We start from the raw sequence: 15629 nt of genomic DNA, 5'->3' as shown, positions 1-15629 counted from the left end.
CTACTTTTCCGTTTTTTAAGGCGAATGCTTTATCCATTCCATTAATTGTTGTATCCAGAACAACATCTTTTATTTCCAATAAGTTAAACAGCTCTTTACCAATAAAACTTGCCGCGCCATGCCGTTCTCCTATAGCCACATGTCTGCCAGCCAATCCTTCTATCCCGGATATATTTCGTTCTTTATTGACCACAATTTGTATCGGCTCTTGACCAATAGCCAACACCCCCGAAAAAATATGCCGCCCGAATTTCTTTGTTTCCGACTCAATCAGGTTACTTTCGCATAGTGCCAGATCAACTTTTCTTTCTTCCAAAAATCGGAGATTCTCCTGACTTCCTTGCGTAAAAACCAAACTGATTTTAAAAGGATTTTCTCCCCGCTGCATAATTTTTTGAATTGCCTCTCCTACTAATTCATAATAGCCCCCCTGTTTCCCAACTGCTATCGTTAACGTATTGGCGGCAGCTAATTTGATTTGAATAATCCAAAATAGTAAAAAAAGAACTTCTGCAAAAAATTTCGTTTTTCGTTTTTTCATCTATTTTTCCAATAATAGCGTGAATCCAAACAAAAAAGCCGGGTTACCTACACTCCACCAATTGGATTTCGGTAACCCGGCTGTCCTGTCAAGTTCTTTTCAGATGGCGTCCTGGAATCTATCCGCGCCTAATCATCCCCATCTTCCCCATTCCGAATGCCGCCTCGGTCGCTTGAGTTGGATCCGTGGCTTTGCGGCCCCAGATTTCTCTGGGTGTGCCTTTATCGTTTCTAAAGAAGACAAACGATGGAATTCTATTTAAAAAATTGAAAAAATACACTGTTGTAGACGTAAATGTTGAAATCGGAGGAAAATTAACCCAAACCCTGATAGAAGAGGAAATTCGTTATCTTATTATAAAGATTTGTTAGGTACTTGTCAAGCAAAAAATGCAGTTTTTATTTTATTTTTATTTTTCAGTAATCCAATTTCTTTAATCCGTTCGTCTGTCCCACATACCTCCGACCATTACCCAATTCCAACACGTACACCCAATAGGATCCCTCGTCCATTGTTTCCTCCCAAAACAGAAAGAGGCTTCCCTTTTGGGGGAAGCCTCCGCTTCTTCCTTGTGCGCCCACAAGGAATCGAACCTTGAACCTATCCGCCTCAGGCGGATTGCTCTGCCAAGCGAACCTTTAACCACTCCCGACCTTTTCCACTCTTCAAAAACTTCTCCCGCTTCAAGGCCTCTGACCGACTCCCGCATTCCTCACGGTACAACACCCTCACCACCTCGTACTTCCGCGTAAACCGGCTCCGCCCTGAACGATGCTCCGCCAACCGCCGCTCCAGATTGTTCGTCTGTCCCACATACCTCCGACCATTACCCAATTCCAACACGTACACCCAATAGGATCCCTCGTCCATTGTTTCCTCCTAAAACAGAAAAAGGCTTCCCTTTTGGGGGAAGCCTCCGCTTCTTCCTTGTGCGCCCACAAGGAATCGAACCTTGAACCTACGGATTAAGAGTCCGTTGCTCTGCCAATTGAGCTATGGGCGCTTCTGTTTCCCCCCTTGAACCTATCCGCCTCAGGCGGATTGCTCTGCCATGCAAGCTAGGGGCGCTTGGTCCTTCGCTTCTCTTCCCGGAACCAATGTTTCCTTCACGGAAAGAGCCATTTAAACTTAAAAAGCCCCGAGAGGGGGCAGTTTAATTGTGAGCCAGGGAGGATTCGAACCTCCGACCAACGGCTTAAAAGGCCGCTGCTCTACCGACTGAGCTACTGGCCCCCGCAAAAATAAGCACAGTAAATATACAAAATTTAATACCAGATGTCAACAAAAATTATGTGAAAATTCGGCACGAATACCGCCCAGTGCGTTCCCCCCTTATAAAAGCGATTATCCCGATTCTACCCGGCCGAATTGATCTGTACCGTTTGGTCGCGGCCCGCCCCTACCGAAACAAGCCGGATACCTGCTCCCACAAATGCTGAAATCGCATCCAAATAGGCTTTGGCATTTTTCGGAAAATCGTCCAAACATTTTGCCTGAGATGTATCTGCTTTCCAGCCGGATACCGTTTCGTAAACCGGTTTGCAGTTTTTCAATACCTCCGGCGAAAGAGGATATTCCTGATACGTTTTTCCATTGCATTCATACGCAATGCAAATTTTTAACTCTTCCAGGGTATCCAGAACATCCAGCTTCGTGATGGCCAACTGATCGATCCCGTTAATCCGCACGGCATATTTGAGTGCCACCAGATCCAGCCAGCCGCACCGGCGAGGCCGCCCGGTGGTTGCTCCATATTCGCCACCCAAATTGCGAATTTGATCCGCCATGGCATCCTTGAATTCCGTTGGGAAGGGCCCCTCACCAACCCGGGTGGTGTAGGCTTTGGCAACGCCCAGCACACGGTCAATTTTTGTAGGGGCTACGCCCAATCCCGTGCAGGCCCCCCCGCTGATGGGATTCGACGACGTAACAAAGGGATAGGTTCCGAAATCCACATCCAACATGGCGCCCTGTGCCCCCTCCAATAAGACATTTTTTCCTTCAGCAATCAGACGGTTCAAAAGAATAGACGTGTCCTCTACAAAGGGTTCCAGTCGTTGTCCGTATTTTAAATAATCCCGAAAAATGGCGTCTCTATTGATTTGTTGATTTCCGAGGAAGGGTTTTTTCAGGGAGAGATTCATTTCAATCTTTTCGCGAAGAACCTGTGGAGAAAACAAATCGATAATGCGAATGCCCAAACGATCGTATTTATCCACATAGGCGGGCCCAATGCCTCGTCCGGTTGTTCCAATACGGAATTTTTGAAGCTTTTCCCGATTGGCATCCAGCCATTTGTGATAAGGCATAATCACATGCGCATGGGCGCTTAAAAACAACCGTCCCGAATAGGGAATGTTATTCTCATTCAAGAGAGACAATTCTCGTTCGAAAGCCTCGGGATCAAAAACCACCCCATTCCCAATGATGCAGATGACGCCATCATGCAATATGCCAGAAGGAATTAGGTGAAAAATATAGGTTTTTCCGCCAATGACAACGGTATGCCCAGCATTGGCCCCTCCCTGGTAACGGGCTACCGCATCGGCCCCTTCGCTTAAGAGATCCACAACCTTGCCCTTGCCCTCGTCACCCCACTGAGCACCTACAATGATTTGTACCGACATTGAATCAATCCTTTCCTATCAAAAAAAACGGGTCGCATGTGCGGCCCGATTCTATAATATGCCTGACAGTATATGGCGATTTCTCAGGAAGAAATAAAACAAGCAAGCACTGATAGTGAACATTTACAAATGCGTGCGTTCCAAAAGCTATGACGAATACGAACGTCATTCTTACAAAATCAATCCGAAAAATTTACGGAAAAGAGCTTTTGTAAGCAGAGTCATACTGGATGTTCAATCCACCGGTATTCCATTAGATTGAATCTAATCTCATGCGCCAGTTCTTGATCCCATCGCCCTATTGAAAACTGTTTTGGGCACTTTCTACTGTATCGTAAATTTCAAAAACGCGATCCAGCTTCGTAATATTCAAAATATGTTGAATTTTTTCGGGCAGATTGGCCAATCGAATATCCCCCATTTGATTCCGCACAGCCGTAAGGGCGCTGATAATCACCCCCAAACCGGAACTGGTCATCACATTTACGTTCGCCATATCGAGAATAAAACGTGTTTTGCCTTCATCCAGGAATTGGTGGATGCGTTCGTTCAGGAGATTGGCATCAGCGCCACCCAACATTTTCCCATCTAAATGAAAAATGACAATTCCGTAGTTTTCTTCTTCCCGAAATTCCATTCAATCCTCCTTAATAGAAAACAGCTCGTTTTAGCGCCGTTTCGCCGCCCGATGTGCCTTTTTGATACGTGCTTCGGTAATCTTTTTGTGCCGGGGCGCGTAATTTTCCCATTCCACCAAAAGCGGTGCCGCAACAAAAATGGATGAATAGGTTCCAATGACGACGCCCACCAACATGGCAAAGGAAAAATTGTGGATGACTTCACCGCCGAATAAGAAAAGAACCAAAATCACCAAAAATGTTGTGAACGATGTAATCACGGTCCGGCTCAGGGTTTCATTGATGCTTTCATTAATGATTTGCGTAAACGTTTCCCGGCGGCGGGTTTTTAAATTCTCGCGAATACGATCAAAAACGACGATCGTATCATTTAGGGAATAACCCACAATCGTCAGGAAAGCAGCCACAACATCCAGGGATATTTCCAGCCGGAAGATCAGAAAAAACCCAAGCGTGATGAGCACATCGTGAAACAACGGGAGAATGGCTCCCACAGCAAACCGAAATTCAAAACGCAGCGTAATGTAAATCAGAATTAGAAGCAGGGCAAATAACACGGCCCAGATGGCGGCCCGTCGCAGTTCGCCCCCAATTTTAGGGCCAACCGTATCGATGCTCCGGATATCCAGCCCTTTGGGAAAATCCTTCTTAAGCTGAGCCGAAACTGCGGATGCAATCTCATCCGGTTTATTGGTCAGTTCCACCTGAATAATCATTTCTTTTTCGGTACCCTTGGCGGTTTGAATGGATGTTTCCTTAATTTCGGCATTTCCATAGCCGATTTTTGAAAGCGAATTTCGAACCATTCTTACAGTAACCGAACTGTCGAATTTCACCCGCATCGAAACACCACCCTTGAAATCAATTCCGTAATTCGGTCCCTGAACAATCAGTAAAACAAGTGCAATTAAAATCATGGTTCCTGAAAACATGTACCCATATTTCCGAATCCCAATGAAATCAATATTCGGTTTCTTAAAAAACTGCATCTGCCTCAATCTCCTTTGTATCTAAAATCTATATGCTCAGCTTTTTTAATGTAAAATGCTCCGTAATATAATCATACACAACACGGGTAACCACAATCGCGGTAAACATACTACTGAGAATACCAATTGACAGGGTTAAGGCAAAACCCCGAATGGGGCCTGTACCAAACTGGTAAAGAACAATAGCCGCAAATAATGTAGTCAGGTTGGCATCCAGAATGGTAACAAACGCCCGTCCATAGCCGGAATCAATGGCCGCGCGAATGGTTTTTCCGGCGCGCAATTCCTCGCGAATGCGCTCAAAAATCAGAACATTTGCATCAACAGCCATACCAATGGTTAGAATAATACCCGCAATACCCGGAAGGGTAAGTGTAAAATGGAAGCCGGCCAGGATAGCCATAATAAACAACATGTTCAAAAGAAGTGCAAGATCGGCCAGAAAACCGGACAGGCGGTAGTAAAAAATCATGAACAGGATTACCAGGACAAATCCCAGAATAGCCGAAAATGTTCCCTGGCGGATGGAATCCTGTCCCAGAGAGGGACCCACGGTCCGTTCCTCAATAATTTTAACCGGAGCCGGCAAAGCCCCTGCCCGCAACACAATGGCCAGATCTTTTGCCTCATCCATATTTCCCATTCCTTCGATAATGGCATTCCCATTTGGAATTTTGCTTCGAATGACCGGCGCCGAATAAACACGATTATCCAGAACAATGGCCAAACGCCGATTGATATTTGCCCCGGTGACGTGTGCAAATATCTTGGCCCCCTCCGAATTCATCTTTAGGGTCACAATGGGCTTGCCTGCCGATGTAAAGCTGCTTCCACTCCCAATCTGAACCCCGGCATCCACCACATATTTTCCGGTTAATTCGGGTTCCTTGTTCAACAAATAGAGTTCGTAATAATTTTCATTCCCTACAGGAATCGGCTTACTGGCCCAAACAAATTCCACATCCGACGGAATGATCTTTTTAATTTCCGGCATATTCAAAATTTTCTGAACAGCATATTTATTTTTCTCAGGAACGGCAATCTCTCCGCCGTGACTTCTGAAATCCCTTAACAGCGAGAGGAACGGATGCTCATTAAAAAGTTCCTGGTTCACCTCCAACCCGGTGGTATCTTTCTGTGCAGATGTATCCTTTGCCGCTTCCGTTGCTCCAAAAATATCCTTTTGCGTAATCACCTTTTTAGTACTGGTATCGGCAGCGGTTGATTTCATTTTCTTTTTTACGGACGCCTTGCTTTTTTTCTTTTCAGGCAGGGCGGCCTTTCCTTTGGCCTCCTGGAGTTCCTTCAGTTTTTCATCGATTCTTTTCAAAACCTCGGTTGTTACATCGGGGTCTTTTAGAAGCTTGAATTCCAAAAGAGCTGTTTCACCAATCAGCCGCTTTGCGCGATCAATATCCTGAATACCGGGCAATTCAATTACAATTCTCCGGTTTCCGCGCTTCTGAATATTGGGTTCAGATACGCCGAATTGATCCACCCGGTTACGGAGAATTTCGAGAGACCGGTCCACAGCATCATCCGCCTGTTTTTGAAGATCGGCAATAACCTGTTGATCCGTTTGGGTAACCTTTCCAAAATACTGATTAAGGCGCAGTTTATGTTTGCGAAATGTTTGCTGCAAGACGGTAAAATAGTCCAGGTCGGGATTCTCATTTATGGTCTTGTTCACCTCGTTCATGACTTTGTAAAATGTGTCATCTTTGTGCTTGGCCAGGTTAACCAGCAGCTGCTGCAAATCCACTTCCAGGACGAGGTACATTCCTCCCTGCAAATCAAGACCCAATTTGATTGTTTTTGATTGCAGTTTATCCAGTTTTCCGGAAAGTCTTAATTTTTCAGCCTCTTTTGCACTGAGGTTGTGAACTTTATAAGTGGGGTAAAGCTGCCATAGAGACCACGCAACTGCAACAAAAATAATGATCACGCGTATCCAAAATTTTCTTTTCATTCGTTTAAATGCCTCCTTCGTACTCTATCTTTTTAACCCATTAAAAGTGATTATGCGTAAATGCCCCGCATCCGGACAACCTTTGCCACACGATCCACACCCAGAATATATGCACCGATTCGAAGGCTAACATTGTGCTTATTGGCGTTGTTGTAAACCTCATCGAAGCTCTCTTCCATGATGCGTTTGAGCCGGGAATTTACATCTTCTTCTGACCAAAAATAGCCCATTCTATTTTGAACCCATTCAAAATACGATACGGTTACGCCGCCCGCATTGGCCAGAATATCGGGCACAACCAGAACCCCGCGATCTTCCAGAATTTTATCGGCCTTTGCCGTTGTCGGACCATTTGCACCCTCGACCACGATTTTGGCTTTGATGCGGTGCGCATTGCGGCTTGTGATTTGATCTTCACGGGCTGCAGGAACCAAAATATCACACTCCTGTTCCAGCAGCTCCATTCCATCCAAACGATCCCCCCCTTCAAATCCCTGAAGCGTTTTATGGGTTTCCAAATAGGTAATGGCTGCGTCAATATCAATCCCTTTGGGATTGTAAAAACCACCCGAAACATCGCTAATTCCAACAATACGGCATCCCTGTTCGTGCAAAAGCCGGGCGCTCACGGACCCCACATTTCCGAAACCCTGTACGATGACTTTGGACCCCCGGGGATCAATTCCCTTCTTTTCCATAACCCGCATTGTCACAAACATCACACCGCGGCCGGTCGCTTCCCGGCGCCCTCTGCTCCCTCCCAGGAAAAGGGGCTTGCCCGTAACAACGGCGGTCTGGGTTTTCTGAGCATGCATGGAGTAGGTGTCCATAATCCAGGCCATGATTTGTGCATTCGTATTCACATCCGGAGCCGGTACATCTTTTTCCGGCCCAAATATTTCCAGCAAATTGGCTGTGTAACGACGGGTGATTTTTTCAAGTTGAACCGGTGTAAGGTCATTGGGGTCGCATTTAATGCCCCCTTTCGCACCACCAAACGGGATGTTTACGACCGCGCATTTCCACGTCATCCAGGCCGCCAGGGCTTTTATTTCGTCCAGATTAACATCGGGCGCATAGCGAATGCCCCCTTTTGAAGGGCCCAGTGCTGTACTGTGAATCACACGGTAGCCCTCGAAAACCTGAATGGTCCCGTCGTCCATTTGAATGGGAACCGTAATAATGACCTGCTTCTCCGGGGCAATCAAATAATCGTATATCCCGGACTCCAGACTCAAATAATGAGCAGCAACTTCAAAGCGTCTTTTCATAGATTCAAAGGGATTTTCTTCATCCCTCGATAACGGCCCAGGTTCAATATATCCCATTGGCCCTCCAAAACCATATTTAAAAAGCAGTTTTTAATAGCGGTAACAAAAAAACGATTGACAACCAGTAAATATAAAATCTTTTTGCATTTTTTGCAAGGACTATTTTAAGTTGTTTAAAGAAAATAAAGATAATGCCCGGCAATAAATTCAGAAATTTTGTTTTTGAAGAAAATCAGCGATGAATCTGTTCCAAAAAGGGTTTTTCCCACGAATTTCCCCGAAGTGCGTTTATTGAATAAGATTCGTTCGATCCATGTGATCTGCGGTTTTCAGCGTGAACGCACTCTTGTGGAAAACGAAACGCTGAGAACCACTGGGAAGAAAAGGATGGCAGAAAAGAAAAGGGGTTGGAAAGATTTCATTCAGAGGCTTTACTCCATTAAACACTATGTCCGGCAGGGTTAAGCGGAATAGCCGCAAATTTTTGTTTGCAGGAATCATCCTACTTCGTGTTTTCCGGAAAAAGCTGGCTCATCGAATTGTCTGATTCGACGATTTTTTCCTCTTTCTCGCGGAAACTTTTCACCCCCTCATAAATGGCTTCCGCCACTTTTTGCCGGTATCTCGCAGAACGCAGCAGCCTTTCTTCTTTTCGATTCGAAATAAATCCGGTTTCTACCAGGATTTTGGGCATCGTCGTTCCCACAAGAACCAAATATCCTGCTTGTCGTACACCGCGGTCCCGCGTGTGCAGATACTTGCGGGCCGCTTTTTGGATCATCGCGGCCAAATTCTGGCTTTCCTGATTAAAGGAGTTCTGGGCAATGGAAAGCAGAATAAAATTCTCGTTGGTTAAATCACCGTATCCGGCCCAGGTATCTTCATACTTAATCACGGAGTTTTCTTCCTTGGCAATGGCGCGGTCCTCATCCGAACGCGCAGGCCCCAGACAATAGGTGGTAAATCCCCGCACCGAACGCCTGGGGTTTGAATTGGCGTGAATACTGATAAATAATTTTCCTCCATGCCGGTTGGCAAAGGCCGACCGCTCGCGCAGCTCAACAAACCGATCCGTGTCCCGCGTCATGAGCACCTTTACGTGCATCCGCTTCCGGAGAAGCCTCCTGAGACGCAATCCGATATCCAGAACCACATCCTTCTCCTTCAATCCACCGCGCCCGATGGCACCGGGATCCTTCCCGCCGTGACCCGGATCGATAATAATTTTGTCGATTTTCCACTTTTTCTTTTCGTTTTCCAGATCCAACAATATATTTTTGGGAATCTTTTTGGATGTCCGAATGGAAACCAGTATTTCCCGATCCCCGATTTGCAGAGACACATCTTTTTTTTCAATGCGTCGGGTCAATTGAAATGAGAGCTGAGCCGATTCTTCAAATTGAAGGGGAATGACCCGCCGGACCACACCCGTTTTGGGCGACATCCGCAGCCGTGTGGTATCCACCGTACCCCCGTAAATATCCACATAAAGCCATTTTTGTGAAATACGGGTGGCAATGCTGGAGGAATTAAACTTCTTCAGGGTCATAATGCGAATCAGGGTCCCATTCACCTTTTCTTCCACCTGAATCCGGGCAATATTGTGGGTTTCCTGAAGAATATTGAGCTGAATGTTTTTGGGATCGAATTGAAATTCTTGAGAATAGTAAGTCCCCAGCAAGGCAACAAACGATCGTACCGGCACCCAGATGCCGCTTTCATCGTAAAGGGTGGCCACAGGCATTTGATACACCTGAGAATCGATTACAATAAATGGGTTAAGGGCGGTAACCTTTATTTTGTGATCCCCCAGATACAGGACAATTTTTTTGGCAAGATTGTTATAATAGGTCCGGGCTTCCAGAACATCCGCCAACTTTCGAACAGGGACATAATACAATTTCCCTTCAACCCGGCAATCCAGCACGGTACTGAAGCTTTTTTCCCCTTCCACATTGATCTTCAATGTCGCATCCTGAAAAGAAAATAGATTTCCTGCCAGAGAAAAGAAAAAATAGATTCCTGTCAGCAGGATCAAACGAGCCGTGTTTATGCTAATACGCTTCATCGATCTCTATTTCATCTTCTCCTTCAGTCACGCTTCTTACATAAATTGGATTAGAGAGTATCCAGGGTTTCCCCTCGCGATAGGCATCTACGCGGTAGACACCTGCCTCACGAATTTGGAAGGTTAATCCATCCGAAAAACCAACCATAACCGGCTTGCCATTTCTTAAAATGCGAACCTGTGCCTTTTGCGGAAGTTCCACCGTTAGCACATCTTCCGGATCAAAGAACACTTCATCTCCCATAATGGCGAAATTTATGGGGCCTTCCAGTGTAAATTTAAATCCCCGGGGGTCCCCCATTTTTTCGTACGCAATATAGGCATGCCCTTCTCTGAGAGCATCGTAAATAAGGGCAGAATCCCGCTCAAATGTTTTGGTGAACGGCTGCTCCAGAATGACATGCGTCAGCACGGTCTGAAACGTGCGTTTGTAAGAGAAAACAACCACAGGCCAAATCCCCCTGGCATGTACATCCAATCCGCCGATTCCGGCAATTCTGCGGTGCCGGCCGATCTGATCCCACCTTAACAGAGTTTCGCTGAACGGGCCCGTAATGGCCTTGTGTGGAAACAGGAAATAAAAGGGCAACTTCAACAGGCTGACCTTTGCAATCCAATCGAACATGTACGACCACACCTCGATCCCGTCGCAGCGATCCAGATGCCAGTGATTCCATTCGTAATTCTTGCGAAAAATACCAATATGATATTTTCCATGGGGATGGACAATAAAACTCAGGCCCTTCTGTTTGTGAATGGCCTGAACACCGGCTTCGGGCTTTTCATCTTTTGGAATAGGATTATTAATATTCAGAGCCAATACGTGTTCGTTGCCAAAAGAGACTTCTTCCCCCACCAAAACCAGCAAAAGATTGTCGTACCAGCCTTCTGCCCCCTCTTCTTTCGGCGCCAGCGTATCGTGGTCGCTGATGATCAAAAAATCAAGGTACGTTTTCAATCCTGATTTTATGACCTTCTTTAAATTTCCGGAACCATCCGAATAATGGGTATGAATGTGAATGGCTCCCCTGTAGTCGAAAAATTCAACACGTTTGTTTTTCTTGGTCACGGAAGATCTTTCCCCTTATTGGTCACCCTTGTCCTTATCTCGTGAAAAATGATTGCTTGCCCGCTTCAGAATCCTTTTCTCTTCGCTGGTTAATCCATCATAACCGACTTCATTAATCTTGTCCAGAATTTCATCCACCTGTTGTTCGATTGTTTTTAGTTTGTGTATATTTTTAATGTCTTTTTTTACCCGATGCAGTTTCATGGGGCGTTTGAGCGTATCCTTAAAAAGTGTTCGGCGTAAATCCGTTTTCAAATAAAGGTATCCGACCAGCATCCCGCCAAGATGGGCAAAATGCGCTACGCCGTCTCCCACGCCAAACAGATTTGAAACACCCGCAAAAACAGAAATCAAGGCCATAATGGCCGCCATGTGTGTGGCTTTCATGGTAACGGGCAGCACAAATAAAACAAGCAGGGTAATGTATCGTTCGGGAAAGATCAGTGCAAAGGCGATAATGAGCCCGTAAATCGCACCGGAGGCCCCAACCGTAATCACGTGCATGCCAAAAATCAAATTGACCAGGAAGTCAATCACACCGGCTCCGACACCCGTAATGAAATAGTATTTCAGAAAGGGTTTGGTTCCCCAGGCCTCTTCTACTTCCGCTCCAAAAATCCACAGAACGAAGAGGTTGAACAAAATATGCAGAAAATTGCCGTGCAGGAACATATAGGTGAAAAATTGCCAGATCGCGAAGGACTGCAAGATCATTTTTGGATTCAGAGCAAACCAATGGATCATCGGCTGCCAGAAAATCAGTTGAAGCAGGTACACGGCCGACGTGGCAATTAGGAGATACTTGACCCCCGGGGTTAAACGGGCACCCAATCCGAATTGAAAGGTTTGTTCAGAATAATAACTCATAATTTTATTATCGCCAGTTACTTAAAAATATGAAGCAAAAAGTCTCATTCCCTGAAACACACGGCCTGTTTTAATATCCCCCCAAACGGAATCCGAGACGCGCCCCAATGCCCGAAAAATCGACCTGTTCCCACGTGGGCAACCCTTTGGAATCCTTGGATTTGTTTCGGCTGGGCGTGGCACTGTTGTAAAAAATCTCACCAAAAAACCAGGATCGCCGGCCAATCCGATACATGGCACCGCCCTGCAATTGCCATCCGAATCCATGGTAATAACGTTTTTCTGAAATATTTTGTTCATAGTTTGTTTCGTTATTCAACAGCAGTTCATATCCCAGCCCGCCTCCAAGAAAAAAGGTGAACGGCATCCTCGAGCTAAACTTCACCATAATTGTGGCCAAAATCGGAATGGCTTTTGTGGAAAAATCCAGGGTTTGCTGGATGGTTTTTTGAACAACGCCGCCCGCAGAAACTTCTTCAGCTACGACCTGATTTTTTTTGTACGATCGGGAGAAATAGCCGATAGACACGCCCACGTCCACATTTTCGTCAACGGCGCTTCCCAGCGTCAGCGAGCCCATAAAACCGGGTTTGACATCCTTCGGCGCAAAATATCCCAGTTTAACAATCGTGACGCGCCCATTATTGTACCGTCCAAATGCGGATGCGCCTTCTACCAAAGCCAGCAGAAAAATGGCTGTCAACAGAATGCTCAGTCGCTTCATGATTCGTCTCCTTCAATTCGATTTGAGATGAAATCGCACATACTATTACATTATCATTTTTTTGACTAAAAATCAAGCGGAATGTCCAAACAAGCGTATTTGTTTTATTTGATTTTCAGCGGTTCCCGATGGGAGCTGCGGAAGGGGCAGGCTTCATTTATTTTCTGATTCTCCCCAGAACAAAACCAACGGCACTCAGGAAAAAACCCAAAAGAATGTACCCCAGCCCTGTCTGGGCCAGCCAATCCGGTTCCACAACCTGTAAAATATGGGCTTTTTCCAGAGAATAGCCGCCCAGAGTTCCCAGAAAACCCAGACCGGTGGACAGATGAATCTGCAATTTTGTCGTATCTTTTAAAAAAGCACCGATTACAGGGAAAAAAATGGTGGTGGTCAGCAGCCCGGAAGACAGATAAAAAATATCCCAGAGGGAGTTTGTGAACAGGGCATAAATGAAGGCGAGGCCAATAGCAAACACCGACATCCAGCGGGCCAAGCGGTTGAGTTTTTGAGCCGACCATTTTTCCCGAAGAGCCGGTTCCAACAGATCGTAAGAAAGAGAAAGCGCCACCACATTCCCGCAGGTGTCCACTGTGGACATGGCGGCCGCAATGAGGCCGATACTCAGCACCAGACTCAACCACGTCGGGGCAAAATCCTGCAAAAGAACCGTAAAAATGAGGGCTCCGTCTTGAAGTTTATCCGGGATGTGTGCCCCCAGAGGCGGGTACAAGTAGAGTGCCGAAAGGCCAATCAGCAGGGGAAAAACACCCACAAATAAAAAGGAATTCAAAGCAGCTACCCCGATTCCTTTACGGGCCTGGTTGTTGCTGGAGGCCGCCTGCAGGCGCACCCAAACGTCGGTTTCTACCAGCCAGCCCGGCAAATAGGCTAAAAACGTCAGTCCGATAAGCGCCAGTCCCGGAGAAAACGCCTGCAGAAAATTCGGGTTGGCTTTGGGAGGTGTGGGGAGAGCCGAAAGAAATCCCCAAAAATTGCCGGCCTGCCGGGCAGCTGCGTTTACGCCCACGTACGCCGAGACCGCCACAAAAACGGCCACAATTGCAAACTGGATTTTATCCGTTGAAACCACTGCCTCAAATCCCCCGGCAAATGAATAAAGAGCCACAACCAGTGCAATGAGGAAAAGCATCCACGGAAGGGATAGTCCCAAAAAGGGTGCAATTAAAATTCCGGCCGCGTAGATTTCAGCGCCGGCCCACGTGATAAACACAAGAATCAGCACAGGGGCCAGTAATTGACGTGCCCGTGCCCCGAAACGGCGTTCCAGAAGTTCCGGTTGAGAAAACACCCGTAATCGGCGAAAGAGAGGTGAAAAGAAAAAGAAGCCACCCATTGTAATCAGCCAGGGGATCGCCAGCAGCCACAACCCGCCCCATCCGTACCAATAAAAAAGCTGCACATCGTACACACAGGACCAGCTCACGGACATCATGCTGGCCGAAATAGACAGTCCAATGGAATATCCGGATAATTGCTGGTTAGCCGTCCAGAACGCCCGATTGTCGTACGTTTGTCCGGCCTGTTTTTCCTTCCAATAAACATAAAATCCGACGGCTACAACCAGAATACTGTAACCCAGAAACCCAATCCAATAGTACACACGGTTTTCCACTCTGCCGTTTCCTTTCTCAATTGATTTAAAATTTAGAGAACTTCGAGGCAAACATCAAGGTTTTTTTGAGTATCCGTAATCGTCCTCGCTGATACTTTACGGCGACTGTTCAGGGATTTGAGCGGCCCCCCAAAAAACCGATCGCCCAAACACCCCAAATGTGAGCCGTCGCCATTATTTGTCGGGGTGAGGGGCAAAATCTCTTTGGAAAAATAAAATTAACTTGAATTTAAACAAGAGATTTTGTAATTTTAGATGGACTAAAACAAAACGATTGAACCGAAAGAGGAAAGGAGTTTCCGCCATGAGTCTGGTTTCTGGAAAGGTTGTGTTGGATGCCGCAAACAAAGGCGGTTATGCGGTTGGGGCCTTTAATATTAATAATATGGAAATTCTGCAGGCTATTATTGAGGCGGCAGAGGAGGAAAAATCGCCTGTAATAATTGCGGCCAGCGAAGGCGCGATCAAATACGCCGGACTGGATTATCTGGTTAGTCTGGTTCGCACGGCGGCGGCGCAAACATCCATTCCCATTGCGCTCCACCTGGATCACGGCACCCATTTTGATGTGATCATGCAATGCCTGCGGGGCGGATTTACCTCTGTGATGATTGACGCATCGTCAAAACCCTTTGACGAAAATGTTCGATTAACCAAACAAATTGTAGACATCGCACACCCGATGGGCGTATCGGTAGAAGCTGAATTAGGGCGGCTGCAGGGCATTGAAGACCAAATATCCGTTTCCGAACGAGATGCCATTCTGGTTGATCCCGACGAAGCCGAAAGATTTGTTGAACTCACCCACGTCGATTTTCTGGCCCCGGCGATCGGCACCTCTCACGGAGCATTTAAATTTAAGGGAGAAGCCAAACTGGATTTCGATCGCCTGAAGAAAGTGAAGGAAAAAACCGGCATTCCTCTGGTCCTTCACGGCGCTTCCGGCGTTCCACAGCACCTTTTGGATACCATTAATCAATACGGCGGCGACATTAAGGGCGCCAAGGGTCTTCCCGCGGATGAATTAAAAGAGGCCATCAGGTACGGTATCAACAAAGTCAATACAGACACGGACTTGCGCCTGGCGTTTACGGCTGCTCTGCGAGAAGTTCTGACAACCAACAAGGGCGTTTTTGATCCCAGAAAAATCATCGGCCCCGCGCGCGAAAAAATGAAAGACGTGGTTAAAGACAGAATTCGCTTGTTTGGTTCTGCAAACAAGGCCTGAAA

General features: G+C 46.4%; 13 protein-coding genes, 2 tRNA genes and 1 riboswitch. Of the genes, 1 reads left to right on the top strand and 14 read right to left on the bottom strand.

Annotated elements, in window-relative coordinates; all coding sequences use genetic code 11:
- The 14 genes from GXO76_03695 to GXO76_03630 form a co-directional block, all read right to left on the bottom strand.
- A partial coding sequence (locus GXO76_03695) for a hypothetical protein (protein NOY76955.1) occupies positions 1 to 541 on the bottom strand: 541 nt, incomplete at its 3' end.
- A gap of 67 nt (positions 542 to 608) precedes the next feature.
- A riboswitch (cyclic di-GMP riboswitch) is annotated at positions 609 to 771 on the bottom strand.
- 379 nt (positions 772 to 1150) lie between these two features.
- Positions 1151 to 1411, bottom strand: a complete 261-nt coding sequence (locus tag GXO76_03690) for a GIY-YIG nuclease family protein (protein ID NOY76954.1) — start codon at positions 1409 to 1411, stop codon at positions 1151 to 1153.
- 60 nt (positions 1412 to 1471) lie between these two features.
- Positions 1472 to 1544 (bottom strand) — tRNA-Lys (locus tag GXO76_03685).
- Positions 1545 to 1701: 157 nt separating this feature from the next.
- Positions 1702 to 1774: transfer RNA gene (locus GXO76_03680), tRNA-Lys, on the bottom strand.
- Positions 1775 to 1896: 122 nt separating this feature from the next.
- The gene (locus GXO76_03675) at positions 1897 to 3168 is read right to left on the bottom strand and encodes an adenylosuccinate synthase (GenBank protein NOY76953.1); all 1272 of its coding nucleotides are present in this window, start codon (positions 3166 to 3168) and stop codon (positions 1897 to 1899) included.
- A gap of 298 nt (positions 3169 to 3466) precedes the next feature.
- Positions 3467 to 3805 carry an STAS domain-containing protein gene (locus GXO76_03670; protein NOY76952.1) on the bottom strand — a complete coding sequence of 113 codons (339 nt, stop codon included), beginning with the start codon at positions 3803 to 3805 and terminating at the stop codon, positions 3467 to 3469.
- A 30-nt stretch (positions 3806 to 3835) separates the two neighbouring features.
- On the bottom strand, positions 3836 to 4795 hold the full coding sequence (secF, locus tag GXO76_03665; GenBank protein ID NOY76951.1) for a protein translocase subunit SecF: 960 nt from the start codon (positions 4793 to 4795) through the stop codon (positions 3836 to 3838).
- A 28-nt stretch (positions 4796 to 4823) separates the two neighbouring features.
- The gene (gene secD / locus GXO76_03660; GenBank protein NOY76950.1) at positions 4824 to 6764 is read right to left on the bottom strand and encodes a protein translocase subunit SecD; all 1941 of its coding nucleotides are present in this window, start codon (positions 6762 to 6764) and stop codon (positions 4824 to 4826) included.
- A gap of 50 nt (positions 6765 to 6814) precedes the next feature.
- Positions 6815 to 8092 carry a Glu/Leu/Phe/Val dehydrogenase gene (locus GXO76_03655; GenBank protein NOY76949.1) on the bottom strand — a complete coding sequence of 426 codons (1278 nt, stop codon included), beginning with the start codon at positions 8090 to 8092 and terminating at the stop codon, positions 6815 to 6817.
- A 445-nt stretch (positions 8093 to 8537) separates the two neighbouring features.
- Complete coding sequence (locus tag GXO76_03650) at positions 8538 to 10103, bottom strand: hypothetical protein (GenBank protein ID NOY76948.1); 1566 nt, start codon at positions 10101 to 10103, stop codon at positions 8538 to 8540.
- Positions 10090 to 11172 (bottom strand): CehA/McbA family metallohydrolase, encoded by a 1083-nt coding sequence (locus GXO76_03645; GenBank protein NOY76947.1) that lies wholly within the window; start codon positions 11170 to 11172, stop codon positions 10090 to 10092. Before GXO76_03645 ends, GXO76_03650 begins: the two co-directional genes overlap by 14 nt.
- A gap of 15 nt (positions 11173 to 11187) precedes the next feature.
- Complete coding sequence (locus GXO76_03640) at positions 11188 to 12039, bottom strand: rhomboid family intramembrane serine protease (protein NOY76946.1); 852 nt, start codon at positions 12037 to 12039, stop codon at positions 11188 to 11190.
- Between the two features lie 70 nt (positions 12040 to 12109).
- Complete coding sequence (locus GXO76_03635; protein NOY76945.1) at positions 12110 to 12763, bottom strand: outer membrane beta-barrel protein; 654 nt, start codon at positions 12761 to 12763, stop codon at positions 12110 to 12112.
- Positions 12764 to 12920: 157 nt separating this feature from the next.
- Complete coding sequence (locus tag GXO76_03630) at positions 12921 to 14399, bottom strand: sodium:solute symporter family protein (GenBank protein ID NOY76944.1); 1479 nt, start codon at positions 14397 to 14399, stop codon at positions 12921 to 12923.
- Positions 14400 to 14703: 304 nt separating this feature from the next.
- On the opposite strand from GXO76_03630, the gene fba reads away from it, so the two are divergent.
- On the top strand, positions 14704 to 15627 hold the full coding sequence (gene fba / locus GXO76_03625; protein NOY76943.1) for a class II fructose-1,6-bisphosphate aldolase: 924 nt from the start codon (positions 14704 to 14706) through the stop codon (positions 15625 to 15627).
- Positions 15628 to 15629 lie beyond the last annotated feature (2 nt).

The organism is Calditrichota bacterium, assembly GCA_013151735.1.
Classification (GTDB): domain Bacteria; phylum Zhuqueibacterota; class JdFR-76; order JdFR-76; family BMS3Abin05; genus BMS3Abin05.
This window is presented reverse-complemented; position numbering and strand designations above follow the sequence as displayed.

Excerpts from the sequence above, each read along its gene's own strand:
- GXO76_03690 (NOY76954.1), bottom strand. The coding sequence starts at position 1,411 with ATGGACGAGGGATCCTATTGGGTGTACGTGTTGGAATTGGGTAATGGT.
- GXO76_03675 (NOY76953.1), bottom strand. The coding sequence starts at position 3,168 with ATGTCGGTACAAATCATTGTAGGTGCTCAGTGGGGTGACGAGGGCAAG.
- GXO76_03670 (NOY76952.1), bottom strand. The coding sequence starts at position 3,805 with ATGGAATTTCGGGAAGAAGAAAACTACGGAATTGTCATTTTTCATTTA.
- secF (NOY76951.1), bottom strand. The coding sequence starts at position 4,795 with ATGCAGTTTTTTAAGAAACCGAATATTGATTTCATTGGGATTCGGAAA.
- secD (NOY76950.1), bottom strand. The coding sequence starts at position 6,764 with ATGAAAAGAAAATTTTGGATACGCGTGATCATTATTTTTGTTGCAGTT.
- GXO76_03655 (NOY76949.1), bottom strand. The coding sequence starts at position 8,092 with ATGGGATATATTGAACCTGGGCCGTTATCGAGGGATGAAGAAAATCCC.
- GXO76_03650 (NOY76948.1), bottom strand. The coding sequence starts at position 10,103 with ATGAAGCGTATTAGCATAAACACGGCTCGTTTGATCCTGCTGACAGGA.
- GXO76_03640 (NOY76946.1), bottom strand. The coding sequence starts at position 12,039 with ATGAGTTATTATTCTGAACAAACCTTTCAATTCGGATTGGGTGCCCGT.
- GXO76_03635 (NOY76945.1), bottom strand. The coding sequence starts at position 12,763 with ATGAAGCGACTGAGCATTCTGTTGACAGCCATTTTTCTGCTGGCTTTG.
- fba (NOY76943.1), top strand. The coding sequence starts at position 14,704 with ATGAGTCTGGTTTCTGGAAAGGTTGTGTTGGATGCCGCAAACAAAGGC.